Source organism: Plantactinospora sp. B6F1 (assembly GCF_040120695.1).
GTDB lineage: Bacteria > Actinomycetota > Actinomycetes > Mycobacteriales > Micromonosporaceae > Plantactinospora.
In genome coordinates this window covers 654,832-677,850 of record NZ_JBEEAC010000001.1, presented here as the reverse complement: position 1 = coordinate 677,850, position 23,019 = coordinate 654,832, and the positions used below count along the sequence as shown (strand labels likewise).

Here is a 23,019-nt window from a genome sequence, read left to right as displayed (position 1 = left end):
GTCCACCCGGCCCCTGGCCGGCACCGCAGCCGTCGACGGGTGTCCGCCCGGGTCGCCGGGGATCTGTTCGGACCGCCTCGCCCCGGGCGTCGGTCACCACCGTGGGGTAGTGCCCGTCGGCACCGGCCCGCCACCGGTAGTCGGCGAGGTAGTCGAGCAGCCCCGGCCCGGTCGGTCGGCGGCCGGCCCGGATGTCACAGGTGCCGACCTTGCTCTCCTGAATCAGCACGTTCGGGTCGAGGGTGACCCCGAACAGGTCGTTGGCCGGCTCGCCCCGGACCAGGCCCGCATTGCCGAAGTGGTACGGCAGCCAGAGCTGGTGAATGATCCGGCCGTCGACCCGCAGCGGGCTCAACCGGTCGGTCACCATCACCCGCGCCTCGATCACACCCCGACAGGTGACCAGGTGCGCCCAGCCCAGGTGGGTCAGCTCGCGTTCGACGGCGAGTTCCGGTCCGACCTCGACGAACATCTCCGGTTGCAGTTCGGCCAGGTAGCGGACGTTCCGGCTCATCGCCCCCGCGGTGTGGTGCTCGGTGAGCCGGCTGACCGTGAAGACATACGGGAAGACGCCGGTGCCCACCTCCGGCGGGCTGGGGTTGGTCGGGTTGTCCGGCCGGTCGTACGTCCTGCGGGTCGGATTGGCCTGCTGCCCGTAGAGCGGGTTGCGGACCGGGGACTCGACCGGCTCGTAGTGGGTCGGCAATGGCCCGTCCAGTATCCCGGACGGCGCGAACAGCCAGCCCTTTCCGTCGCCCTGCATGACGAACGGATCGTCGCCGGCCAGCGCGGCCACTCCGGTCGCGTCCGGGTCCGGCCGGTACGACGGCGGCTTGGTCTTCTCGAAGTCCGGTACGTCGGGTCCGGTCCACTCACCCCGGTCCGCGTCCCACCAGACGTACCGCTTGCGTTCGCTCCACGGCCGGCCCTCCGGGTCGGCGGAGGCCCGGTTGTAGAGCAGCCGCCGGTTGAGCGGCCAGGCCCAGCCCCACTCGGCGGCGACCCAGTTCTGCTCCCCGCCGGGTTTGCGCCGGGCCGCCTGGTTGACCCCGTCGGCGAAGACTCCGGTGTAGATCCAGCAACCGCCGAGGGTCGAACCGTCGTCCTTCATCTCGGTGTACGAGTTCAGCGGGCGTCGGGTGGCCACCTCGTACCCGTTGATCTCCCGCAGCACCGCCTCGGCGTCCGGCTCGGCGTGCGGTCCCTCGGTGGGATAGTCCCAGGTCAGGTCGAGCAGGGCCCGGTCGCGCGGCCGGGTCGAGCCGGCGAGCTTGGCCCGGATGATCCGGCCGAGGTGGTAGAAGAACCAGAGTTCCGAGCGGCAGTCGCCGGGCGCCTGCACGGCCTTCTCCCGCCACTGCAACAGCCGCTGCGTCTGGGTGAAGGTGCCGGGCTTCTCGACGTACGAGGCGGCGGGCAGGAAGAAGACCTCGGTACGGCATCGCTCCGGGGCGATCTCGCCGGTCTCCACCTCCCGGCTGTCCTTCCAGAACGTCGCACTCTCGACCAGGAAGAGGTCGCGGACGACCAGCCAGTCCAGGTTGGCCATGCCGAGCCGCTGGGCACGGCCGTGCGCCGAACCGACCGCCGGGTTCTGTCCGAGCAGGAAGTAGCCCTTCACCTTGCCGTCGATCATGTCGAACACGGTCTGGTAGGTGCCGTGGTCGCCGCTCATCCGGGGCAGGTAGTCGTAGCAGAAGTCGTTCTCCGGGGTGGCCGCCGCGCCCCAGTACGCCTTGAGCAGATTCACCGCGTACGCCCGGGCGTTGTCCCAGAAGCCCTTCTGGCCGGGGTGCCTGATGCCCTGGCACCACTTGTCGAAGGTCGGGTGCTGGGCGTGGTGCGGCATCGGCAGGTAACCGGGCAACAGGTTGAACAGCGTCGGGATGTCCGTCGAGCCCTGGATGCTGGCGTGCCCGCGCAGCGCCAGGATCCCACCGCCGGGCCGGCCCACGTTGCCGAGCAGCAGCTGGATGATGGCCCCGGTCCGGATGTACTGCACCCCGACGGTGTGCTGCGTCCAGCCGACCGAGTAGACCAGCATGGTGGTGCGGTCCCGGTTCGAGTTCGCCACCCAGGCCTGGGCGACCTCCTCGAACTTCTCCCGAGGAACCCCGCAGACCCGTTCGACCATCTCCGGGGTGTAGCGGGCGTAGTGCCGCTTGAGGATCTGGTATACGCAGCGCGGGTGCTGGAGCGTCTCGTCCCGCTGCGCCCGTGCGGAGACCGGCGGGCCGTGCGACTCGTGTTGCAGCCCGGCCGCGCCCTCCCGCTCGGTGGCGGTGTCGTTGTGCCCGTCGTCCTCGTGCCCGGCGTACTGCCAGCTGCCCCGGTCGTAGCTGGTCCGGTCAGGGTCGTAGCCGGAGAAGAGCCCGTCCAGGTCCTCGGTGTCCCGGAACTCGTCGCTGACGATGGTGGCCGCATTGGTGTAGGCGACGACGTACTCCCGGAAGTCCAGTTCGTTCTCCAGGATGTACCGGACGATGCCGCCGAGGAAGGCGATGTCGGTACCGGCCCGGATCGGGACGTACGCGTCGGCGAGCGCGCTGGTCCGGGTAAACCGGGGATCGACGTGGAAGACCTTGGCACCCCGCCGCTTCGCCTCCATCACCCACTGGAAGCCGACCGGGTGCGCCTCGGCCATGTTCGAGCCCTGGATGATGACGCAGTCGCTGTTGATCAGATCCTGCTGGAATTCCGTCGCGCCACCGCGACCGAAGCTGACCCCCAGACCGGGGACCGTGGCGGAGTGTCAAATGCGGGCCTGATTCTCGATCTGGATCGCCCCCGCCGCCGTGAACAGCTTCTTGATGAGGTAGTTCTCCTCGTTGTCCAGGGTCGCCCCGCCGAGGCTGGCGATGCCGAGGGTGCGGTGCAGTGGCCGGCCCTGGTCGTCGACGTCCTCCCAGGTGGCGTCCCGGGCGGCGAGCACCCGGTCGGCGATCATGTCCATCGCGGTCGGCAGGTCCAGCTCTTCCCACTCGGTTCCGTACGGGCGACGGTAGAGCACCCGCTGCTGTCGCAGGTCGCTGGTGACCAGGTCCTTGCTGGCGGCGCCCTTGGGGCAGAGCCGGCCCCGGGAAATCGGACTGTCCGGGTCTCCCTCGATCTGGGTGATCCGCCCGTCGGAGACGTAGACCCGCTGGCCGCAGCCGACGGCGCAGTACGGGCAGATCGACCGGGCGACCGAGTCGGCGGTGTCGGTACGCGGCGTCAGCCCGGCGGAGCGGGCGGACTTCGCGGCGGCGCCCCGGCCGAGCGGGTCGGTGCCGGTGAGCTGACGGTAGACCGGCCACTGCGTGATCCAGGTGCGGACCCCCATGTTGTCAGCACCTCCCGCCATCACCAGGCCGGTCGCCTGACTCCCAGGTTAGGTCAGCCAGACGGTGCCCGCAGGACAGCGGCGAAACCCGGTCGGGCCGGAGAACTACCAGGAAATTTCGCCCCGGCCACGGGGCCGTCGAGAGTCGCCCCAGCCTGCGGAAACGGGACGAAGGACAGCAAAGGGTCGGGCGTCAATATGAATGATCGTGACATCTGAGGGTGATCGGCGCAGTACTCTGACGCGATGTCTGTCGATCAATCCTCCGAGACCGGTTCGGATCCCATCCCCCGGATCGACTTCGACCACCACTCCCCCGGATACCGTGCCAACTGGCGGGCCATCTCCGACGAGCACCTGGCCCGGTGCCCGGTCGCCCGCACCGACACCTACGGCGGCTTCTGGGTGGTCTCCGACCACGCCGGCGTGAGCGAGGTGATGCGGGACCACGCCACCTTCAGCTCGGGCCGAAACACCGAGGACCCGTCGGACCCGCGGCAGGGCATCGTCATCCCGCCGAACCCCTTCAAGCAGGTGCCGCTGGAGCTGGACCCGCCGGAGTACAACCCGTACCGGCGGATCATGAGCCCGTACTTCTCGCCGAGCGCGGCCCGCGACTCGCTGCCCTTCGCGGAGCAGGCGACCGACACCCTGCTGGACCGCGTCTGCGCGAGCGGCCGGATCGACCTGGTGCTCGACTACGGCAACCCGCTGCCGGCGCTGGCCACCATGAAACTGATCGGGCTGCCGCTGGACGACTGGCAGACGTACGCCGAGCCGATGCACCGGGTGGCGGCGTCGCCGCCGAGCGACCCCGACTACCCGCGCAACGTCCAGATCATGGGGCAGCTCGGCGGCGCGATCGCCGCCGAGGTGCCGAGACTGCGCGAGGAGCCGGGCGAGGGGCTGCTGAGCGGACTGGCCCAGGCCAGCGTCAACGGCGCACCCCTGCCCGTCGAGGAGGTGGTGAGCATCGCGCTGCTGGTGATCCAGGGTGGCGTGCACACCACCACCGCGCTCTTCGCGCACACCATGCTCTGGCTGGCCGACCACCCCGAGCACCGGGAGATGCTGACGGCCGACCCGTCGCTCTGGGTACACGCGACCGAGGAACTGCTCCGGGTCTTCCCACCGGCGATGGGCTTCGCCCGGACCGTCACCCAGAACGTGGTGGTCGGGGGGCAGCAGATGCGGGCCGGCGACCGGGTGATGATGTCGTTCGCCGCCGCCAACCGGGACCCGGCGGTCTTCCCCGACCCCGACGAGGTACGGCTGGACCGCTCCCCCAACCGGCACACCAGCTTCGGGCTCGGTATCCACCGCTGTATCGGGCTCAACCATGCCCGCGCCTGGTTCCCGGTGATGGTGCGGCGGGTGCTCGAACGCATGCCGGACCTGGTCATCGACCGCGACGCCACGAAGCAGAACGAAAGCGTCGGTGTGATCAACGGGTTCGTCAGCATGCCGGCGACGTTCACCCCGACCGACCCGCTCGGGGTGACCATGCCGGACTGACCGACCCACCCCGGCCGACCGCCGGTTCGGGCGTCCGCCGGAAGCGTTCCGGCGGACGCCCGCCGGCTCGGCCGGCCCGTGCCGGTCTCGGCCGGCCGGGACCGGCAGGGGCCGGTTCGACGAACCAACCCGCCGCCGTCACCGCCGGCCTGTCGTCGGGGAGGCCGGCGCGTGGCCGGGCCTCCCCGAATCCGTGGGCCGACGCGTCACCTGGACCAGACGTCCTGCACGATGTCGGCAGCCTGCTCCTCCCACTGCGCGTACGCGTAGGGGTAGGCCGACACCTGCACCGCCTGGGCGGCGTCGGTCAGCGGCCGGTCCCACCAGCGGTCGACCCGCTGGAGTCCGGCGTAGAACGCCCTGGCGGAGTAGTCCCGGTCCCGGACCTGCTCCGGCGATCCCCAGCCGGACGACGGCCGCTGCTGGAACAGGCCGAGCGAGTCATGGTCGTTCCACGCGCCCAGGTGACCGAGGTTGCGCAGCTTCGACTCCTGGAGTGCGGTCGCCACGCCGATCACCGCGCCCCGCTGGCCCATGTTCATCTTCCGGGCGACCCGGACGATCTCGCGGGCGTTGTCCCGCTGCTCGGCGTCAAGCTCGATCCGCGACTGGTGGCCCTGCACGCCGTGCGGGACCAGCTTGTCCCGGGACGGCTTGGCGGCCGAGTTCCCGGTGTCGGCGGGCCGGTTACGTTCGGCGTGCCAGTCTCCGCGCGTCGACTGGCCGTACCCCACCGACTGCGCGCCCGGGTCGCCGGAGGCGGCGACCACGCCGACCGGACCAGCCACCGCCGAGCAGGCGGCCGCGCAGGTGAGGCCGGCGACGGCCAGCGCGGACCGGCGGGCGAGCGGGGTTTCCGCGACGGCGGGAAGCCGACGCGTCACCGGATGTTCGGCGATGGCGGGCAGCCATCGGGCGCGAGCGGTCTCCACGATGGCGGGAAGCCATCGTCCGAAAATCGGATTCATGGTTACCCTTTCGTCTGGATTCCGGGAGGCACTGCGAGGGCCCTGGGACGCCAGCCCCAGCGCACAAGGGAGGCACGCCCGCGGTCCAGGGGGCTGACCTCGCGGGCGTACCGACAATGAACAACCAGCCGGGCCAGTCCGGCATTCCGGATTTGCCCTTCCGCCGGACACCGTCGGCCCGGCCCGGATTCCGACCCAGCCCGAACCCGAACTCGGGGCTGGCAGCAGGCCGGACAGACCAGCAAAATCGGGTACGGACGATCCGTACCCGGCCGCTTCCGGCTACCCTGAGCGCATGCAGTACGTCGCCGCGTCCGGAACCGGTGTGGCCTACCTGGCCCGCCCCGGTCGGCCTGCCGTGGTGACCGCGACCGTCGCCGAGCTGACCGGCCCGACCCGGGGCACGATCGTGCTGCCACTGCGCCTCATGTGGGGGCCGGAGCGCAGCTTCGACCTCGACGACCCGGACCAACTGCTCTGGATGTACGAGAACGTCCTGCGTGAGACCACCCGTTCCGACGACCTGCGCCGGTTCGTCAACGGTCGGGTCCTCCGTCGGGTCTGGTCCTCGCTGAACCTGCCGCGCGGAGTGCGGGCGGCGTGGGAGCGACGGCACCCGTCGCTGGCCGCCGGTGATCGCCGGGCGGCATGACCACCACGCATCTCGACGACTTCTACCGACAGGTCGCCCGGGTCGCCCTCTCCGTGGCCGACAAGCACGGATTCGTCCTCGGCGGCGGGGTGGCCTGGGCGGCGCACGGGCTGGTGTCCCGACCGACCGAGGACGTCGACCTCTTCGCCGACGTCGACGGCGCAGCGGCCAGCGCCGAGGCAGAGGTCCGAGCCGCGCTGGAGGCGGCCGGCTTCACCGTCGTCGACGAGGACCCGTCGACCGACCTGGCCGGGCTGTTCAGCGGCTTCGAGTTGGACATGAAGGACTTCCTGGTCGGCAGGGGCGGGCGGCAGCTACGGCTCAGCCTGGGCCGGCTGGACCGGCACCGCAGCCCGGTGGTGATGGACCTCGGTCCGGTCATGCACGTCCAGGACCTGGTGGCCAGCAAGACCGCCGCCCTGGTCACCCGCCGTGAGGTGCGCGACTACATCGACGTGGCGGCGGCGCTCGACCGGTACGCCGTACCTGACCTGATCCGGCTCGCCACCGAGTACGACCCGGCGATCGAGCCGGACGACATCACCGCCGCCGGCCGTTACCTGGACCGGTTGCCCGACCAGCGCTTCGCCCGGTACGGGCGGGACGCCGCACAGATCCGATCGATCCGCGCGAAGCTGGCTGCCTGGCCCCGTTGACCCGGGTGCGCCCGCCTCGGTTGAGGCTCCGGATCCGAGGATGCCGAAGGCCGGACCCGACCCGGGTCCGGCCTTCGGTTTGTTCTTCCTTAGCTGTTGGTCCAGGCGTCGGCGACGAGGTCGGCGGCCTGGTCCTCCCACTGTGCGTAGGCGTCGGGGTACGCGGAGACCTGTACCTTCTGCGCGGCGACGGTCAGTGGCAGGTTCTGCCAGCCGTCGATCTGCTTCAGTCCGGTGAGGAACGCGGTGGTGGAGTACTCGGGGTCGGTGATCTGTTCCACCGAGCCCCAGCCCGAGGACGGGCGCTGCTGGAACAGGCCCTGCGAGTCGTGGTCGTTGCGGGCACCGAGGTGACCCAGGTTCTCCAGCTTCGACTCCTGCAGGCTGGTACCGACCGCGATCACCGCGGCGCGTTCGTCCAGGCCGGCGTTCTTGGTGGCCTTCACGATCGCCTTGACGTTGTCGGACTGCTCACCCGACAGCGGGATCCTCGACTGCTTGCCCTGCACACCGTGCGGTACCAGCTTGTCCCGCGACGGCTTACGATCCTTACTCTTGCGGTCCTTGTCCCGCTTGTCGTGCTTGAGGATGTCCTTGTCGCCCTTGTCGTCCTTGTCGGCCAGGACCGATTGCGACACCGGGGTGCCGACGTGCTCGGGGGCGGCCTGCGCGGCGACGGCCGGGCCGGCGACGGTACCGCCGACGAAGGCCAGACCAGCCACACCCAGGGCGGTCCTACGGATCAGGGAGGTCTGCTCGATGGCCGGGAGCCATCGGCTGAACATGGTGGTGTTCATGATGGTCTTCCTTCCAATCGGGGATGAACACCCCACCGGGGGGATGGGGTGTCATTGGAGGAGAGAGGGGTACGCCCACACACGGCTCCAGGGGTGCCGGTACTCGGGCGAACACAGTATGTAACGACCGGTGGCCCGGGATCATTCCCCGGCGCCTGGCCACCAGTGCAGGTCACGACTGGTGGTACTCGGTCGCACGGGTGGTGTAACGACTGCCGGCCTGCCGACATTCCACCGACCACCCAGTCGATCATGAACTTCGGAGCAGAGATCCCTCGCGGACATCGCATCCGCGCCGCGCGAGCCCATCAGACATCTCGGCTTCCCCCGAGTCGCGCAGGATCCGGCCCGGCACGTCGCCGTGATCCGGGCATCGACCCCGAAGGCCCTGGTGTCCGATTGCGGCCCTGTCCACCGGATTCGCGTTCCGCCGTCTCAGACCTTGGTTCTCGGCGGATGTGACCGACCAGCCCACCCCTACAGCATCCTAGGACGATAGGCGGCTTGGGTGCCGCTCGATCTGATGAACAAAACACCCGTCGTAATGCGAAAACGCCCGGCGGGATCGCCTGCCACGCGCAGCTGCCGCGAACCAGGGCCAGCACCACAAGCATCTCCCACGCCACCCAATCGAGTGAAGTGCGGATAAGTCGACCGACCGGCGGCGGCAGCGGTACGGCCGGGTCGGGTTTAGCGGACCCGCACCCAGGGGAGACAGCGCCGCCACACACCGGGGACCTGCCCGCCGGGCGACCCACGACACCCGACGGCCACCGGTCCGCCGGGTGGTACCGGTGGCGACCATCCGCCCGGTGGTACCGGATCCCGACGCCGGGCCACCGAGCCGTGCGGTGACCGGGTCGGCCGCTCCGGCCACCTGGCGCGAAGACCGAGGCGGTCGAGGCGATAGGAAAAGAGCCGGACGAGGAGGAGCCGAGGTGGCCGACGCACGACGAGCAGGCCCGATTCGATCGACCGTCAGCCAGGGCAGACGGCCGGCGGACGGTCGAGGTGGCAGCAAGCGCACTCCCACGAGGCCCGCCGCCGCCCGCAAGGCGACCGGCGCGAAGAAGGCACCCACGAAGAGCGCCACGAGAGCGAAGAAGGTCGCCACCGCCACCCGACGAGCCACCGGGGCGACCGCGGCGAAGACCCCGGAGAAGCGGCCGTCGACCGTGGCGAAGGAGGCGAAGAAGGCCGCTCCGGCCACCCGGACCGCACCGTCGAAGCGGGTACCCGGCAGGAAGAGCACCGCCGAGAAGAGCACCGCGCGGAAGGGCACCACGGCTAAGAAGGCCACCGCCAAGAAGGCCACCGCGAAGACAGCCACCGCGGCGAAGGGTGCCCGCAGGAGTACGGCGAAGACGACGACGGCCCGGAGTGTGACCGGGTCGCGATAACCGTCCCGCGGGTGCTCCGGTAGCCAGTTCGGTCGCCTGGGAAGCGGATCCATCGATGTAGGTTCTTGTCGCCTCGCGTTGTCATGGTGGAAGATATCGCCGTGACCCGACTGTCGCGCCGCACCGTCCTGGCCGCCCCGCTGGTCCTCGGTCCACTGCTCGGCACGGCCCCGGCCGCCCGCGCCGCGACCCCGGCGAAGCGTGCCGAGCCACGCACCGCACATGTCGACGTCTCGGTGGCCACCCTGTGGGTGGAGCCCGGTCGGCACCGTCCCGTCGACCTGCCGTCCACCACGAACCCGGTCGACCTACGTGCCTGGACGGGCGGGATGACCCTCGCCGAGCGGCGTTGGCTCATCGGTGATCTGGAGACCCAGGCGACGTATGGGCAGCGGGTGCTGATCCTGGCGGAGCTCGGCGACTGGGTGCAGGTGGTCGTACCCGACCAGCCGACCCCCCGAGACGAGCGGGGCTACCCAGGCTGGCTGCCCAGGGTGCAGTTGACCGACGGGAAGACCTTCGGCCGCTTCGCGGGCCGCCCCTTCGCACTGGTGCGTACGCCCACCGCGTGGCTGTACGACGACCCGCACCGGACCCGCCGGGCGATGGAGTTGAGCTACAACACCAGGTTGCCGGTGCTGGCCCGGCTCGACCGGGCCGTACTGGTGGCCACCCCGAGCGACGGGGCCAGCTGGCTGGCCGCCTCGGACGTCTCGGTCTACCGCTCCTCCGCCGAGATCCCCCGGCCGACCGGCCCGGACGTGGTGGCGGCGAGCCGGATGTTCCTCGGACTGCCGTACCTGTGGGCGGGTACCGCAGGGTTCGGCTTCGACTGTTCCGGACTCACCCACTCCGTCTACGCCGCGCATGGCATCACCATCCCCCGCGACGCGCAGGACCAGGCCAACGCCGGCACCCCGGTCGCCCGGGACCAGCTCGCCGCCGGCGATCTCGTCTTCTTCGCCCGGAACAACGGCACCGGACGGGTGCACCACGTCGGCGTGTACGCGGGCGACGGCTACGTGGTCGACGCGCCGACCAACACCGACACCGAGGAGAGCGGCGTCGAGTACGTCGAGCTCGACCAGCACCGGTACGCCCACGAGTACGCCGGGGCGCGCCGCTACCTGTAGCGCGGCTCGCGGTTCGCCGGTGGTGGCGCGGCCGGCGGACATCGGTACATCGGTATGTCGGGGACCATCGTGGATGGATGGTGGGTGGTCGTCAAATCGACCGGGCGGCTCGCTCGGGGCGGTTGGCTCCGGCCGGTACGGCAGCCGTCCTCGGTCATCGCTCGACCCGCAGATGCCGAGGGCTATGGCTGACTGATGCGGCAGATGCGGGTGGGCAAGCCGTCTTCACATTGCGGATGCGGATCAGTAGCCTGGCCCGGTGACCGTGTTCCGGATCGGTGAGGCCGCAGAACTGCTCGGGGTCAGCGCCGACACGGTGCGCCGCTGGATCGACGGCGGACGGCTGCCCGCACTACGCGACGAGTACGGGCACCGGCTGATCGACGGGGCGACGCTCGCCGGGTTCGTCCAGGCACAGGCGGGCGAGCCCGCGGGGCGTGCCGAGGAGTCGTCGGCGCGCAACCGGCTGCGGGGCATCGTCACCGCCGTGGTCAAGGACACGGTGATGGCCCAGGTGGACATCCAGGCGGGACCGTTCCGGCTGGTTTCGCTGATGAGCCGCGAAGCCGTCGACGCCCTCGGGCTGGAGGTCGGCTCGGTGGCGGTCGCGGTGATCAAATCGACCACGGTCGTGGTGGAGAAGCCGGCGACGACGGCCGGCGGCCGAGCGAGGACCAGCGCGTGAGGGCCCGACGATTCCGTACCACGCTGGCCGCACTGACCGTCCTGGCGGTGCTGTGCCTGCCCGGCTGCGGCAGCGGCGGCGAGACCGCGAGCCCACCACCGGCCGGCGACGGTGCCCGGATCACCGGAGACGTCACGGTCTTCGCGGCGGCGTCGCTGGCCGAGTCGTTCACCCGGCTCGGCCGGGACTTCGAGGCGGCACACCCGGGCGTGCGGGTCAGCTTCAGCTTCGCCGGCAGTTCCGCGCTCGCCAACCAGATCAACCAGGGCGCGCCGGCGGACGTCTTCGCCGCCGCCGCGCCGGCCAACATGAAGACCGTCACCGACGCCGGTAACGGCGATGGCACCCCGGCTACTTTCGCGCGGAACCAACTCGTGATCGCCGTGCCGGAGGGCAATCCTGGCGGGCTGACCGGGCTGGCCGACCTGACCAGGCCCGGCGTCAAGGTGGCGCTCTGCGCCGAGCAGGTGCCGTGCGGCGCGGCGGCGAGGCGGGTGCTGACCGCCGCCGGGGTGCGGGTCACCCCGGTCACCCTGGAGCGGGACGTCAAGGCGGCGCTGTCGAAGTTGCGGCTGGGCGAGGTCGACGCGGCGCTGGTCTACCGGACCGACGTCAGAGCCGCCGGCGGCGACGTCGACGGAGTCGAGTTCCCCGAGTCGGCCGGTGCGGCCTACGAATACCCCATCGTACTGCTCAGCGACGCGCCGAACGTCAGGGCCGGGCGGGCGTTCGTCGACCTTGTACTCTCCGCCGCAGGCCTGGCGGTACTCACCGCCGCCGGATTCCAGGCGCCGTAGCCGGTGGCACTCCCGCACGACGTACCCGCGACGAGCCCGGCCGGAAGGGGCGGGGCAGCACGGCGGCGTCGACGTACCGGCCGGGTGCCGGCGGCGCTGCTCCTCCCGGCCGCGCTCGGACTGCTCTTCCTGGTGCTGCCGCTGGTCGGCCTGCTGGTACGCACGCCATGGAGCACCCTCCCGCACCGACTCGCCGAGCCGGAGGTGCTCACCGCGCTCCGGCTGTCGCTGCAGACCGCCACCCTGGCCACCCTGTTCTGCCTGCTCCTCGGCGTACCCCTGGCCTGGCTGCTCGCCCGGGTCGAGTTCCCCGGCCGCCGGGTCGTGCGCGCGCTGGTCACCGTTCCGCTGGTGCTGCCACCGGTGGTCGGTGGCGTCGCCCTGCTGCTCGTCTTCGGCCGCCGTGGGCTGCTCGGCGGCTGGCTCGACGCCACCTTCGGGATCACCCTGCCGTTCAGCACCGCCGGCGTCGTCCTCGCCGAGGCGTTCGTCGCGATGCCTTTCCTGATCATCGCCGTCGAGGGGGCGCTACGCGGCGCCGACACCCGGTACGAGGAGGCGGCGGCCACCCTCGGCGCCGGCCGGTGGTCCGCCTTCACCCGGGTCACGCTGCCGCTCGTGGCCCCGGGCATCGCCGCCGGGGCGGTACTGTGCTGGGCGCGGGCGCTCGGCGAGTTCGGCGCCACCATCACCTTCGCCGGCAACTTCCCGGGCCGGACCCAGACCATGCCGCTCGCCGTCTACCTGGCGCTGGAGACCGACCTGGAGGCGGCGATCGTGCTGAGCCTGCTGCTGCTCGCCGTTTCGGTGGCGATCCTGGCCAGCCTGCGGGACCGCTGGATCACCGCCCCATGACCGCCCTCTCGGTGACCCGGGCCGACGCCGAGGCCGGCACGCCACTGCTCGACGCACACCTGGTCGCCGACCGGGGCGCCTTCCGGCTCGACCTCGCGCTGCGGATCAGCGCCGGCGAGGTCGTCGCACTCCTCGGCCCGAACGGTGCCGGCAAGACCACGGCGCTGCGGGCCCTCGCCGGCCTGCTGCCACTCACCGGCGGGCGGATCACCCTCGCCGGCCGGGACCTCGACCGACCCGACCTGGACCGCTGGACACCGCCCGAGCGGCGGCCCATCGGCGTGGTCTTCCAGGACTATCTGCTCTTTCCGCACCTGACCGCGCTCGACAACGTCGCCTTCGGACCGCGTCGGCACGGTGCGGACCGCCGGCGGGCCCGGCGGTGTGCCGCCGAGTGGCTCGACCGGATGGGCCTGGCCGGACAGGCCCGGCGGAAACCACGGCAGCTCTCCGGTGGGCAGGCCCAGCGGGTCGCCCTGGCCCGCGCCCTCGCCGTCGACCCCGCACTTCTGCTCCTCGACGAGCCACTCGCCGCACTCGACGCCCGGACCCGGCTCGACACCCGTACCGAGCTGCAACGTCACCTCGCCGAGCATCCCGGCGCCACGCTGCTGGTCACGCACGATCCGCTCGACGCGCTCGTCCTCGCCGACCGGTTGATGATCGTGGAGCACGGCCGGGTCGTACAGGAGGGTGACGCCGCCACCATCACCGCACAACCCCGGACCGACTACGTCGCCCGGCTCGTCGGGCTCAACCTCTATCGCGGTCGGGGCGACGGTGCCATCGTGCGGATCAGCGACGACTTCTTCCTCACCACCACCGAGCATCCGCACGGCGACGTCTTCGTCGCCTTCCCACCCTCGGCCGTCGCCCTCTACCCGGGCCGCCCCGACGGCAGCCCCCGCAACATCTGGCCGGCCACCATCTCCGCCATCCAGCGACACGGGGACAACCTGCGGATCCAGCTGAGCGGCCCGGTCCAGGTCGCCGCCGACATCACCCCGGCCGCCGCCGCCCAGCTGCGGCTGGCTCCGGGGCAGCCGCTCTGGGCCGCGGTGAAGGCGACCGAGACCCGCGTCTACCCGGCGGCGGCCGGCGGGCTAGGGCGGCCGGGCCGGTAGGCGGTACGGCGGGTTCCCCCAGCCGTACCGCCCCCGCCGGTTCAGTTCGCGGTGCAGGACACCGTCGGCGCGCTGTTGGTGCCGTTCCACGACCCGAGGAAGCCGAAGGTCGTGCTCGCCCCGGCGGCGAGGTTGCCGTTGTAGCTCACGTTGCGGGCGGTCACGTTCGACCCGCTGCTGGTCACGGTCGCGTTCCAGGCCTGCGAGACGCGCTGGCCGTCGGCGAAGGTCCAGGTCACCGTCCAGCCGCTGACGGCCGAACCGCCGGCGGTCACCCGTACGTCGCCCTGGAAGCCACCCGTCCACTGACCGGTCACGGCGTACGTGGCGGTGCAGGCCCGGCTCCCGCCCGTCGGGGTGGCCGTGGGGGTCACCGGTCGGGTGGTCGTGGGCGTGACCGGCGGAGTGGTCGGGCCCGGTGTCACGCTGTCGTAGACGGTGGCCTGCCGGGCGGTCGCCCTGATGCCGTTGGCGCCGTTGAAGATCCGCTCGCCCCAGGTGGTGAGCTGGTTCGGGTCGAAGCTGGTGGCCATGTCGAGGATCGGGTCGGTGTTGCCACTCCACGACCAGCCGAGGTAGCCCAGGCCCCGGGCGTTCGCCTCGGACAGGATCGTGTCGTGGTCCACCTCACCCGAGTTGAACCGCCAGCCGAATTCGCCGATCACCAGCGGCCAACCGTTGGACCGGAAGCGGTCGAGGTAGTCCGTGATGCTGGCGGCGGTGTTGAACACCGCGTACATGTGGATCGAAAGCACGGTGTTGCGCTGGGTGTCGGCGTCCAGAATCGTCTGTGCGTTGTCCCGCATGACGTACTGCCAGTCCTGGCCCCAGTTGGGCGCGTCGACCATGAGCAGGTGCTGGAAGCCATTGCCGCGCATCCTGGCTATGGCCGAGGTGGTGGCGGCGGTCCACTGTCCGGCGTTGGTGTTGCCGATCGGCTCGTTGCCGATGTTGATGACGACGAAGTTCTCCTGCCCGACCAGCGCGCTCTTCTGGCTGATCCAGTAGTCGACCGCCTCGTCGAGCGAGGCGGCCGCACCCTCCTCGCCGTAGCCGGTGGTGTCGTGCACCTCCAGCACGCAGATCAGCCGGTTCTGCTTGCACAGCGAGATGACCTGACCGACGTCGGTGGACGGGCCCCACCGCTTGCCACTGCCGAGCACCACCCGCACGGTGTTGGCACCGAGCGCCTTGATGTCGGCGAATGCTCTGGTCTGGCTGGTGAACCAGACGTGCGGGTGGTTGACACCGCGCATGACGAACGTCTGGCCGTTTGCCTCGACGATGTTTCGGCCGCTGATGTGCAGGCCGACGGCGGCATCCGCCGGCCGTACGAACAGCAGTACGGAAGCGGCGACCGCGAGCAGCACGGCGCCGAAGGCAGCGAATCGTCTTTTCATGACCTACCTCGAGCTGAGGCCCCGGTATCGGGGCAGGGCGGGTTGGCCACGGGCGTGCGCCCCCGACGATCGCTGCCCTGCTCTCGGGGGTGGGTCGGGCACAGTCCATTGGCTCGTTACTGAATGATCCGGCTCGTGGACGCACGGTACGCTCCGCCGGAGCACAACGCAATCCGCACCTGTCGATGCGCCGGAGACGCCGAAGGCCGGACCCGGCTGGGTCCGGCCTTCGGTTTCCTTCCTCGGTTTGTTCTTCCTTAGCTGTTGGTCCAGGCGTCGGCTACGAGGTCGGCGGCCTGGTCCTCCCACTGTGCGTAGGCGTCGGGGTACGCGGAGACCTGTACCTTCTGGGCGGCCACGGTCAGCGGCAGGTCCTGCCAGCCGTCAACCTGCTTCAGTCCGGTGAGGAACGCGGGCGCCCGGGATCATTCCCGAGGACCCTCGCATCTGCCCAGGTCACAGGCGCTGATACTCAGCCGTACGCGTAATGTAACGACCGGCTGGCCGCCAACATTCCATCGTCGCCAAGTCGATCACGGGACCGAAATCGGCGGACGCGACGTCGCGCACGCCGCGACCGTGTCGACGACGTCAGACGTCGGCCAGGGGTACATCCGGGTCGGCGAGCCGAATCGGATCGAACGACCGCCGGGACCGGACCAGTTCCCCGATCTGGTCAGCCACGTCCCAGACGTTGACGTTCATGCCCGCGAGCACCCGCCCGGACGCGATCCAGAACGCGATGAACTCGCGCCTGGACAGATCGCCCCGGACGATGACCTGGTCGTAGCTGCCTGGCGGGGCGTGGCCGGTGTACTCCATGCCCAGGTCGTACTGGTCGGTGAAGAAGTACGGCAGCCGGTCGTAGGCCACGTCCTGGCCGAGCATCGCCCGGGCGGCAGCCGGGCCGGAATTGCGGGCGTTGGACCAGTGCTCGACCCGGACATGCGTGCCGAGCAGCGGGTGGTAAGCGTTGGCGATGTCGCCGGCGGCGAAGATCTGCGGGTCGCTGGTACGCAGCGCCTGGTCGACGACGACCCCGTTCTCCACGGTCAGTCCGGCCCGCTCGGCCAGTTCGGTGTTGGGCGTGGCCCCGATGCCGACCACGACCGTGTCGGCAGGCAGTTCGGTGCCGCTGGAGAGCAGCACCGAGGCGACCCGGTCGATGCCCCGGATCTCGGTGATCTGGCTGCGCAGCTGGAACGTCACCCCGTGTTCGCGGTGCAGGTCGGCGAAGACGCCAGCCATCCCGGCGCCAAGTACTCTCCCGAGGGGCAGGTCGGAGGTTTCGACGACGGTCACGTCAGCACCCTTCTGCCGGGCGGCGGCGGCCACCTCCAGGCCGATCCAGCCACCGCCGGCGATGACGATGCGGGCACCCTCGGTGAGCGCGGCGGCGAGCCGGCCACTGTCGCCGAGCGTACGCAGCCGCAGCACCCCGTCGAGGTCGGTGCCGGTGACCGGTAGGTTCCGCGCGGTCGACCCGGTCGCCAGCAGCAGCCGGTGGTAGCCGATCCGCTCCCCGTCGGCGAGCACCACCTCGGCGGCCTCTCGGGCGATCCCGGTGACCCGGCTGCCGGTACGCAGTTCGATGTTCTGACCGGGGTACCAGTCCGCCTCGTGAAGGTAGACGCTGTCCCGGACGGCCGCGCCGACCAGCAGGCCCTTGGACAGCGGCGGTCGCTCGTAGGGAGGTTCGGCTTCCTCCCCGAGGAGGACGATCGGACCGTCGTACCCCTCGCTGCGCAGGGTATGGGCCGCGCGGGCTCCGGCGAGCCCGGCCCCGACGATCACGAACGCGCGTTGGTCGGCCATGGTCTTCTCCGTTCTGGGTCTGTGGTGCGGCACCGGCCGGTACCGCCCGGCCGGTCGGTACCGCTGGTCGGACCGGGCGGGTCGCCCGGCGGTACGGGCCGGATCCGGGCGGTTCACCCTGTGCCGAGTCGGGCGAGGGTGAAGAACTCGGTCCGCGACCGGGCGTCGTCACGCAGGGCGCCGAGCAGCGTGGAGGTGACGGTGCTGGCCCCGACCGCCTGCACACCGCGCAGCGTCATGCAGAGGTGTTCGGCGTCGATGACCACACCGACGCCCTTGGGCCGGAGCTGGCGGGCAAGCCAGTCGGCGATCTGTTTGGTGAGCCGTTCCTGGACCTGGGGCCCATGCGCGAACAGCTCCACCACGCGGGCCAGCTTGGACAGTCCGAGAATCCGTTCTCCCGGCAGGTAACCGACGTGCGCCACCCCGAGGAACGGCAGGAGGTGGTGCTCGCAGACCGATCGGATCGGAATCGACCGGGCCAGTACCAGTTCGTCGTACCCCCCGTCATTGGCGAACGTGGTGAGCTGAAAGGCACGCGGGGTGAGTAGTTCGGCGTAGGCGCGTGCCATCCGGGCCGGCGTCTCCGCCAGTCCTTCCTTGTCGATGTCCACGCCGAGTGCGGTCAGAAACGTGGCGGCGGCGCGGCTGGCAGCGGCGATGTCACGGCGCGGCCGGTCGTGCGCCACGCGGATCGGGACGACCGACATGATCAGCTGACTCCGACGCCGGCAGCGGTGAGCAGCACCAGCACGAGTGTCGTGGCAGCGAGGAGACCGTGACCGACCACGACCGGAATCGGGAAACTCGCGTCGGTGCCGCCGTCCGAGCCACGTACCGAGGGAATCCAGCGGGCCAACATGGTGAAGCCGAGCAGGGCCACCGGCAGCAGCACCACGAACGCGGTCCAGGCCAGGACGTCGCCGCCGGCGACCAGGTAGACGATCCACAGCACCAGACCGATCGCGGCAAGGGCGAAGTGACCGAAGACCAGGCCCGGGGCGAGCCGGCTGGTGCCGCCCGGACGGTGTCCGCCCCCGGCGATCCACTTGCCGAGCATGACGAACCCGCCAACGGCGGTGAGTAGCCAAGTGATCAGTGCGGCAACGGCCATGGGAGTACTCCTGTTCTACTTCGTCGAGGGTTGTCGAGCATGGCGCGGCGGCCCGCGTCGCGTCTCTGGTCGCGGCGACGCGGTCGGGATCGACGATCATGTGCCCCTTGTGGACCGGTATCCCTCGGCCTGGGTGGCCTCGTCGGCCACCCTTACGCCGTAGCGGAAGGCCAGCTCGCCACCGAGGAAGCCGGCGACCGCCAGCCCGCCGAGTGCGGCGGCGGAGAGGGCCAGCAGCCCCCCGCCGACCGGACCGGCCGGCTGGTCGCCGCGCAGCACGAAGCCCAGCGCGTAAGCACCGGTCACGGCGAGGTTGATCGCCATGTGCAGCAGAGCCGTACGGAAGACCCTGGTGCCAGCGGGAACCGCGAACAGATCGAGAAACCCCACCATGGTGGCGGCCAGGGCTCCGAGCACGCCCAGACCGATCAACCAGCGCGAACCCTGCGCGGCGACCTGCGACTCGTCGACAACGCGGGAGGCGATGTCGAAGACGAAGCTGGCGGCCCAGGCACCGACCGGCACCGCCGCCAGCGCCGGGTGCAGGGGGTGTCCGTACGGTCCGGCGAGGCCGCTGACCGGTCGCTTCGCCTGTTTCATGTGGTGCACCAGGACCACCTTCAGGGATTTTCACCAACGGACATGGTTGCTAATCCCGATCCTGCACCGGTTACCGAATAAATTCAACAGTGCCTGCTAGTGATATTCTCTTGGGGTGGTCAACCGGTGGGATGCCCTGGCTGCCCTGGTGGATCGCTCCCGCCGGGCGCTCTACGAATACGTGCGCCGGGCCGACCACCCGGTCAGCCGGGAGGAGGCCGCCACGGCGGCCCGCATCTCCCGCGGCTTGGCCGCCTTCCACCTGGACAAGCTGGTCGAGACGGGATGGCTACAGGCCCGCTACGAGGCTCCGTCCGACCAGCCCAGAGGACGGGGACGCGCGCCGAAGGTCTACGAGCCTGCCGGCGACGGGCTGGCCGTCACCATCCCCGAGCGCCGCTATGAACTGATCGCCGAGATCCTCGCTGACGCCGTCGCCGAGGATCCGGCGCACGCCGAGGACGCGGCCCGGCGCCGCGCGTACCAGCGGGGGCGTGACCTCGGCAGCGAGCTGCGGGCCGGCGGCGTGGATCTCGGTGCGGCCCTGGCCGGGCTGGGCTTCGAGCCGGAGCTGACGTCCGGCACCGTCCTGTTGCGCAACTGCCCCTTCCACACCCTCGCAATGCGACACACCGCCCTGGTCTGCGGGATCAACCACACGTTCCTCACCGGGCTGGCCGAAGGGCTCGACGCGGACGTGCGGGCGTTGCTGGCCCCCCGGCCCCGCGCCTGCTGCGTCGAACTGACATCCGCGGAGGCCGGGCCGACCAACCCGCAGCGGGGGTAGCGGACGCTCCCGGGCCCGGCAGGTGCACGATAGGAGCCGTGTCGACCCGCCGAGGAGGTACCCCGTGGCGCTACTGCCCGACCGCTTGACCGAGACGCTCCGGAAGGGTCAGCTCGACGGCCTGCACGGGGCCGTGGTGGTCCGTGCCGGCGAGATTCTGTTGGAGTACCACGGCACGGGCGAGGACTTCGCCTGGAACCACCCGCTCGGCGTGGTCGAGTTCGGCCCCGACACGCTGCACGATCTCCGGTCGGTCACCAAGAGCGTGACCGCGCTGCTGTACGGCATCGCGCTCGGCGACGGCCTGGTGCCCGACCCCGCGGCGCCGCTCCTGCCACGGTTCCCGGAGTACCCCGAGTTGGCGGCCGACCCGGCGCTGGCCCGGCTCACCGTCGAGCACGCGCTGACGATGTCGCTCGGCCTGGAATGGCGCGAGGATGTCCCGTACGACAGCCCGGCCAACGCCGAGATCGCGATGGAACTGGCGCCGGACCGGTACCGCTACGTGTTGACGCGGCCGGTCCTCGAACCACCCGGCACCCGGTGGCACTACTGCGGTGGCGCGACGGCGCTGCTCGGCCGGCTCATCGCCGACGGCACCGGGCAGTCGCTGGCCGAGTACGGCGACTCGGCCCTGTTCGCGCCGCTGGGGATCAAGGACGTCGTCTGGATGTTCGGCGCGGACGGGGTGCCCTCGGCCGCGTCCGGGCTCCGGCTCACCCCCCGTGACCTGGCCAGGATCGGCGAGCTGGTGCTTGCCGGAGGCGTGTGGCAGGGCCACCGGATCGTCCCCGCCGACTGGATCCAGACGATGCTCCGGCCCCGCCTGCGGACCACCTGGGGGGCCGAGTACGGATACCACTGGTATCTCGACGTCGTTGCCGGTCATCGGCTCGTCTCCGGCAACGGCAACGGCGGTCAGCGCCTGGTCGTCATCCCGGAGCAGGACCTGGTCGTCGCCATCACCGCCGGCAACTACGACCACCCTGACCAGTGGCGGACTCCCGCGACCCTGCTGGAGCAGGTCGTCCTGCCCGCGCTGGACTGAGGTTCGCACCTCGGGCAGCCGTTGACCCGGACCGGCTCCGGCGACAGGGCGGCGCCGCGCGCGGTACGGTCGGTCGGTGGACCAGGCCGAGGAGGGCGCCCGGATCGGCGCCACGCTGACCGGTTGGCTGAACCGGCTGACGTTCACCGACCAGACGGGTGACGAGGTCACCGTGCTGCTGATCGATTCGGTGGCGGCCTGGGCCCTGGCGCAGGGCTGGCGGGTGTACCGGCGGGCCGCCAGCGTGATGCGGCTGCCGCCGCCGTACGAGCACCGGCACTCCATAGTGGACGTCGGATGCGCCCGGCCGGACGGCGCGCCGGTCGTGGTCGAGGTCGACCATTCCGACCGGCGCCGTTCGATCGACAAACTCGAACTGGAGGCGGCGGCCGGTCGGATCGCCGTCTGGCTGCGCTGGGGTGACCGCCCGTTCGAGGCGCCGCCGGCGCCGATCGCCATGGTGCCGTTCCGGGTCACCTCCCGGGCCGGCCGCAACGGGTCGGGACGGTGGTATTCGAGGCTGCCGGCAACCCAGCGGCCGGCGCCGGCACATCTGGTCGGGGACGTGGCACTCGGCGAGCAGGTGGACCTCTTCCCCGCCCCCGGGACGGCCGATCAGCCCGATCCGGCCCGGCGCTGACCGGCCGGGTCAGCCGCGCTTCATCAGCCGCCCGACCGCGGCCATCATCTCGGTGGCCATCTCGTCGGCCCGACCCTCGGCGGCACCCTCGTGCATGCAGTGCCGGGCGTGCCCGTCCAGCAGGCCGAGCGCGACCTTGTCCAGCGCGGCCTGGATGGCGGAGATCTGGGTCAGCACGTCGATGCAGTACCTGTCGTCCTCGACCATCCGCTCGATTCCCCGGACCTGTCCCTCGACCCGGCGCAGCCGCGCGAGCAACTGGTCCTTGCTGGCGGTGTAACCGCGAATCGGGGTCCCCGGAGGTGTCGTCATGCCCCAAGCATAGCTAACCCCCCGGGGGTATGTTAGGGTCCTAGTGGCGGATACCCCCGAGGGGTAAACTCGACCGGCCCATACCCCCAGGGGGTATGGTCGGAACCGGAAGGGAGAACTTGCAATGATCACCCAGAGCTACCAGGTCAAGGGCATGACCTGCGGCCACTGCGCCAACGCGGTCAGCACCGAGGTCGGCGCGATCCCGGGCGTGACCGGGGTGAACGTCGACCTGGCCTCCGGCGCGGTCACCGTCACCAGCAACGATCCGGTGGACCCGGAGCGGCTTCGCGCCGCCGTCGACGAGGCCGGTTACGAACTCGTTGCTCCCTGACCACCGACCAGAAGAACTCTTCCTGACCACACCCACCGAAGCCTTCCCCGACCAGACCCGCCCGGAAGAAACCAGGTAGCACGATGAACACCGCGACGAAGTTGGGCGCCTTCGCGCTCGGGCTCGTGACAGTGTTCGGCGCGGCGTACGGGACCGGCCGGCTCGCCGGCCCCGTACACACCGCCGAGCCGGGCCGCTCTGCCCACTCGACCGGCCACGGCACCGAGGCGACCGGCACGACGGAACTTCCCGGCGGGCTGCTCGTCTCCGACCGGGGGTACACGCTCACCGCCGTACCGGCCCCGGCCGGCGAGTTCGCGTTCCGGATCGTCGGGCCGGACGGCCAGCCGGTGACCGACTACGACGTGGCACACGACAAGCGGATGCACCTGATCGTCGCCCGCCGGGACCTCTCCGGTTTCCGGCACGTGCATCCGGAGATGAGCGCCGACGGCACCTGGCGGATCGCCTCGCCGCTGGGCGGTCCCGGAAGCTGGCGGGTGTTCGCGGACTTCACACCCAGCGGCGCGGAGGCCCTCACCCTTGGGCTCGACGTCGCGGTGGCCGGTGACTTCCACCCCCGGCCGCTGCCGGCCCCGGCGCCCACCGCCGAGGTCGACGGGTACCGGGTACGCCTCGACGGCACCCTGGCGCCGGGCCGGACCGGCGAGCTGACCCTGACCGTCAGCCGCGACGGGCGACCCGTCACCGACCTGGAGCCCTACCTCGGCGCGTACGGGCACCTGGTCGCACTCCGCGAGGGCGACCTGGCGTACCTGCACGTGCACCCGGACGGCGCGCCCGGCGACGGCCGCACACCCGCCGGACCCGGGATCACCTTCTTCGCCGACGTCCCCTCGGCCGGCACCTACCGGCTGTATCTCGACTTCCGGCACGGCGGCACCGTCCGCACCGCCGAGTTCACCGTGACCGCCGGCCATCCGGCCCAGCCCGCTGCCGCCGGCACGCCGAGCGGCGCTCCGACACCTGAACGGCCCGCGCCGGCGACCACCGCCGGGACCGACGGACCGGGGCACGGCGAGCCGGGCCACGGACACGACTAGC

General features: G+C 71.1%; 22 protein-coding genes and 1 pseudogene. 14 read left to right on the top strand and 9 right to left on the bottom strand.

Going from position 1 to position 23,019, the window contains the following annotated elements:
- Positions 1-79: 79 nt before the first annotated feature.
- A pseudogene (fdh, locus tag ABNF97_RS02775) lies at positions 80-3,322 on the bottom strand (formate dehydrogenase); the annotation flags it as partial.
- 246 nt (positions 3,323-3,568) lie between these two features.
- On the opposite strand from fdh, the gene ABNF97_RS02770 reads away from it, so the two are divergent.
- Complete coding sequence (locus ABNF97_RS02770; RefSeq protein ID WP_349337528.1) at positions 3,569-4,837, top strand: cytochrome P450; 1,269 nt, start codon at positions 3,569-3,571, stop codon at positions 4,835-4,837.
- A 206-nt stretch (positions 4,838-5,043) separates the two neighbouring features.
- Here the strand turns inward: ABNF97_RS02770 and ABNF97_RS02765 are convergent, their stop codons facing one another.
- On the bottom strand, positions 5,044-5,805 hold the full coding sequence (locus ABNF97_RS02765) for a hypothetical protein (RefSeq protein WP_130462924.1): 762 nt from the start codon (positions 5,803-5,805) through the stop codon (positions 5,044-5,046).
- A 295-nt stretch (positions 5,806-6,100) separates the two neighbouring features.
- On the opposite strand from ABNF97_RS02765, the gene ABNF97_RS02760 reads away from it, so the two are divergent.
- Together ABNF97_RS02760 and ABNF97_RS02755 are read left to right on the top strand one after the other, a co-directional pair.
- Positions 6,101-6,457: a hypothetical protein gene (locus tag ABNF97_RS02760; protein ID WP_130462923.1), complete on the top strand. Its 357-nt coding sequence runs from the start codon at positions 6,101-6,103 to the stop codon at positions 6,455-6,457.
- Positions 6,454-7,113, top strand: coding sequence for a nucleotidyl transferase AbiEii/AbiGii toxin family protein (locus ABNF97_RS02755; protein WP_130462922.1), 660 nt, complete (start codon positions 6,454-6,456; stop codon positions 7,111-7,113). The genes ABNF97_RS02760 and ABNF97_RS02755 overlap by 4 nt, the downstream gene beginning before the upstream one ends.
- 89 nt (positions 7,114-7,202) lie before the next feature.
- Here ABNF97_RS02755 and ABNF97_RS02750 read toward each other — a convergent pair whose 3' ends face one another.
- Positions 7,203-7,910, bottom strand: a complete 708-nt coding sequence (locus tag ABNF97_RS02750; RefSeq protein ID WP_349337527.1) for a hypothetical protein — start codon at positions 7,908-7,910, stop codon at positions 7,203-7,205.
- A 938-nt stretch (positions 7,911-8,848) separates the two neighbouring features.
- Between ABNF97_RS02750 and ABNF97_RS02745 the strand changes: the two genes are divergently transcribed.
- The 6 genes from ABNF97_RS02745 (at position 8,849) to ABNF97_RS02720 (ending at position 13,904) form a co-directional block, all read left to right on the top strand.
- Positions 8,849-9,310, top strand: coding sequence for a hypothetical protein (locus tag ABNF97_RS02745; RefSeq protein ID WP_130462921.1), 462 nt, complete (start codon positions 8,849-8,851; stop codon positions 9,308-9,310).
- A 101-nt stretch (positions 9,311-9,411) separates the two neighbouring features.
- Positions 9,412-10,443, top strand: coding sequence for an NlpC/P60 family protein (locus ABNF97_RS02740; protein WP_207230521.1), 1,032 nt, complete (start codon positions 9,412-9,414; stop codon positions 10,441-10,443).
- 259 nt (positions 10,444-10,702) lie between these two features.
- Positions 10,703-11,128, top strand: coding sequence for a TOBE domain-containing protein (locus tag ABNF97_RS02735; RefSeq protein ID WP_130462919.1), 426 nt, complete (start codon positions 10,703-10,705; stop codon positions 11,126-11,128).
- Positions 11,125-11,925, top strand: coding sequence for a molybdate ABC transporter substrate-binding protein (gene modA, locus ABNF97_RS02730; protein WP_349337526.1), 801 nt, complete (start codon positions 11,125-11,127; stop codon positions 11,923-11,925). Before ABNF97_RS02735 ends, modA begins: the two co-directional genes overlap by 4 nt.
- A gap of 3 nt (positions 11,926-11,928) precedes the next feature.
- Complete coding sequence (locus ABNF97_RS02725) at positions 11,929-12,780, top strand: ABC transporter permease (protein ID WP_502930432.1); 852 nt, start codon at positions 11,929-11,931, stop codon at positions 12,778-12,780.
- Positions 12,777-13,904: an ATP-binding cassette domain-containing protein gene (locus ABNF97_RS02720; RefSeq protein ID WP_130462916.1), complete on the top strand. Its 1,128-nt coding sequence runs from the start codon at positions 12,777-12,779 to the stop codon at positions 13,902-13,904. Before ABNF97_RS02725 ends, ABNF97_RS02720 begins: the two co-directional genes overlap by 4 nt.
- Before the next feature lie 41 nt (positions 13,905-13,945).
- On the opposite strand, the gene ABNF97_RS02715 is transcribed toward ABNF97_RS02720, so the two are convergent.
- From ABNF97_RS02715 to ABNF97_RS02695, 5 genes are all read right to left on the bottom strand, one after another.
- A complete protein-coding gene (locus tag ABNF97_RS02715; protein WP_349337525.1) occupies positions 13,946-15,304 on the bottom strand; it encodes a cellulase family glycosylhydrolase in 1,359 nt (452 codons plus the stop codon).
- A gap of 591 nt (positions 15,305-15,895) precedes the next feature.
- A complete protein-coding gene (locus tag ABNF97_RS02710) occupies positions 15,896-17,119 on the bottom strand; it encodes an NAD(P)/FAD-dependent oxidoreductase (protein WP_349337524.1) in 1,224 nt (407 codons plus the stop codon).
- Positions 17,120-17,232: 113 nt separating this feature from the next.
- Positions 17,233-17,829: a GTP cyclohydrolase I FolE gene (gene folE, locus ABNF97_RS02705; protein ID WP_130462913.1), complete on the bottom strand. Its 597-nt coding sequence runs from the start codon at positions 17,827-17,829 to the stop codon at positions 17,233-17,235.
- Positions 17,830-17,831: 2 nt separating this feature from the next.
- Complete coding sequence (locus ABNF97_RS02700; RefSeq protein WP_349337523.1) at positions 17,832-18,233, bottom strand: hypothetical protein; 402 nt, start codon at positions 18,231-18,233, stop codon at positions 17,832-17,834.
- A gap of 96 nt (positions 18,234-18,329) precedes the next feature.
- Entirely contained in the window at positions 18,330-18,833 is a 504-nt protein-coding gene (locus ABNF97_RS02695) for a DUF2231 domain-containing protein (protein ID WP_349337573.1), read from the bottom strand.
- A 115-nt stretch (positions 18,834-18,948) separates the two neighbouring features.
- On the opposite strand from ABNF97_RS02695, the gene ABNF97_RS02690 reads away from it, so the two are divergent.
- From ABNF97_RS02690 to ABNF97_RS02680, 3 genes are all read left to right on the top strand, one after another.
- Positions 18,949-19,620, top strand: coding sequence for a helix-turn-helix domain-containing protein (locus ABNF97_RS02690; RefSeq protein ID WP_130462911.1), 672 nt, complete (start codon positions 18,949-18,951; stop codon positions 19,618-19,620).
- A 73-nt stretch (positions 19,621-19,693) separates the two neighbouring features.
- Entirely contained in the window at positions 19,694-20,668 is a 975-nt protein-coding gene (locus tag ABNF97_RS02685; protein WP_486484946.1) for a serine hydrolase domain-containing protein, read from the top strand.
- 76 nt (positions 20,669-20,744) lie between these two features.
- Positions 20,745-21,308, top strand: coding sequence for a hypothetical protein (locus ABNF97_RS02680; RefSeq protein ID WP_349337522.1), 564 nt, complete (start codon positions 20,745-20,747; stop codon positions 21,306-21,308).
- A gap of 9 nt (positions 21,309-21,317) precedes the next feature.
- Here the strand turns inward: ABNF97_RS02680 and ABNF97_RS02675 are convergent, their stop codons facing one another.
- The gene (locus ABNF97_RS02675; protein WP_130462909.1) at positions 21,318-21,620 is read right to left on the bottom strand and encodes a metal-sensing transcriptional repressor; all 303 of its coding nucleotides are present in this window, start codon (positions 21,618-21,620) and stop codon (positions 21,318-21,320) included.
- Between the two features lie 124 nt (positions 21,621-21,744).
- On the opposite strand from ABNF97_RS02675, the gene ABNF97_RS02670 reads away from it, so the two are divergent.
- A complete protein-coding gene (locus tag ABNF97_RS02670) occupies positions 21,745-21,954 on the top strand; it encodes a cation transporter (RefSeq protein WP_130462908.1) in 210 nt (69 codons plus the stop codon).
- Between the two features lie 83 nt (positions 21,955-22,037).
- Positions 22,038-23,018 carry a DUF8832 domain-containing protein gene (locus ABNF97_RS02665; RefSeq protein ID WP_349337521.1) on the top strand — a complete coding sequence of 327 codons (981 nt, stop codon included), beginning with the start codon at positions 22,038-22,040 and terminating at the stop codon, positions 23,016-23,018.
- Position 23,019 lies beyond the last annotated feature (1 nt).

Excerpts from the sequence above, each read along its gene's own strand:
- ABNF97_RS02770 (WP_349337528.1), top strand. The coding sequence starts at position 3,569 with ATGTCTGTCGATCAATCCTCCGAGACCGGTTCGGATCCCATCCCCCGG.
- ABNF97_RS02765 (WP_130462924.1), bottom strand. The coding sequence starts at position 5,805 with ATGAATCCGATTTTCGGACGATGGCTTCCCGCCATCGTGGAGACCGCT.
- ABNF97_RS02760 (WP_130462923.1), top strand. The coding sequence starts at position 6,101 with ATGCAGTACGTCGCCGCGTCCGGAACCGGTGTGGCCTACCTGGCCCGC.
- ABNF97_RS02755 (WP_130462922.1), top strand. The coding sequence starts at position 6,454 with ATGACCACCACGCATCTCGACGACTTCTACCGACAGGTCGCCCGGGTC.
- ABNF97_RS02750 (WP_349337527.1), bottom strand. The coding sequence starts at position 7,910 with ATGAACACCACCATGTTCAGCCGATGGCTCCCGGCCATCGAGCAGACC.
- ABNF97_RS02720 (WP_130462916.1), top strand. The coding sequence starts at position 12,777 with ATGACCGCCCTCTCGGTGACCCGGGCCGACGCCGAGGCCGGCACGCCA.
- ABNF97_RS02715 (WP_349337525.1), bottom strand. The coding sequence starts at position 15,304 with ATGAAAAGACGATTCGCTGCCTTCGGCGCCGTGCTGCTCGCGGTCGCC.
- ABNF97_RS02710 (WP_349337524.1), bottom strand. The coding sequence starts at position 17,119 with ATGGCCGACCAACGCGCGTTCGTGATCGTCGGGGCCGGGCTCGCCGGA.
- folE (WP_130462913.1), bottom strand. The coding sequence starts at position 17,829 with ATGTCGGTCGTCCCGATCCGCGTGGCGCACGACCGGCCGCGCCGTGAC.
- ABNF97_RS02700 (WP_349337523.1), bottom strand. The coding sequence starts at position 18,233 with ATGGCCGTTGCCGCACTGATCACTTGGCTACTCACCGCCGTTGGCGGG.
- ABNF97_RS02695 (WP_349337573.1), bottom strand. The coding sequence starts at position 18,833 with ATGAAACAGGCGAAGCGACCGGTCAGCGGCCTCGCCGGACCGTACGGA.
- ABNF97_RS02675 (WP_130462909.1), bottom strand. The coding sequence starts at position 21,620 with ATGACGACACCTCCGGGGACCCCGATTCGCGGTTACACCGCCAGCAAG.
- ABNF97_RS02670 (WP_130462908.1), top strand. The coding sequence starts at position 21,745 with ATGATCACCCAGAGCTACCAGGTCAAGGGCATGACCTGCGGCCACTGC.
- ABNF97_RS02665 (WP_349337521.1), top strand. The coding sequence starts at position 22,038 with ATGAACACCGCGACGAAGTTGGGCGCCTTCGCGCTCGGGCTCGTGACA.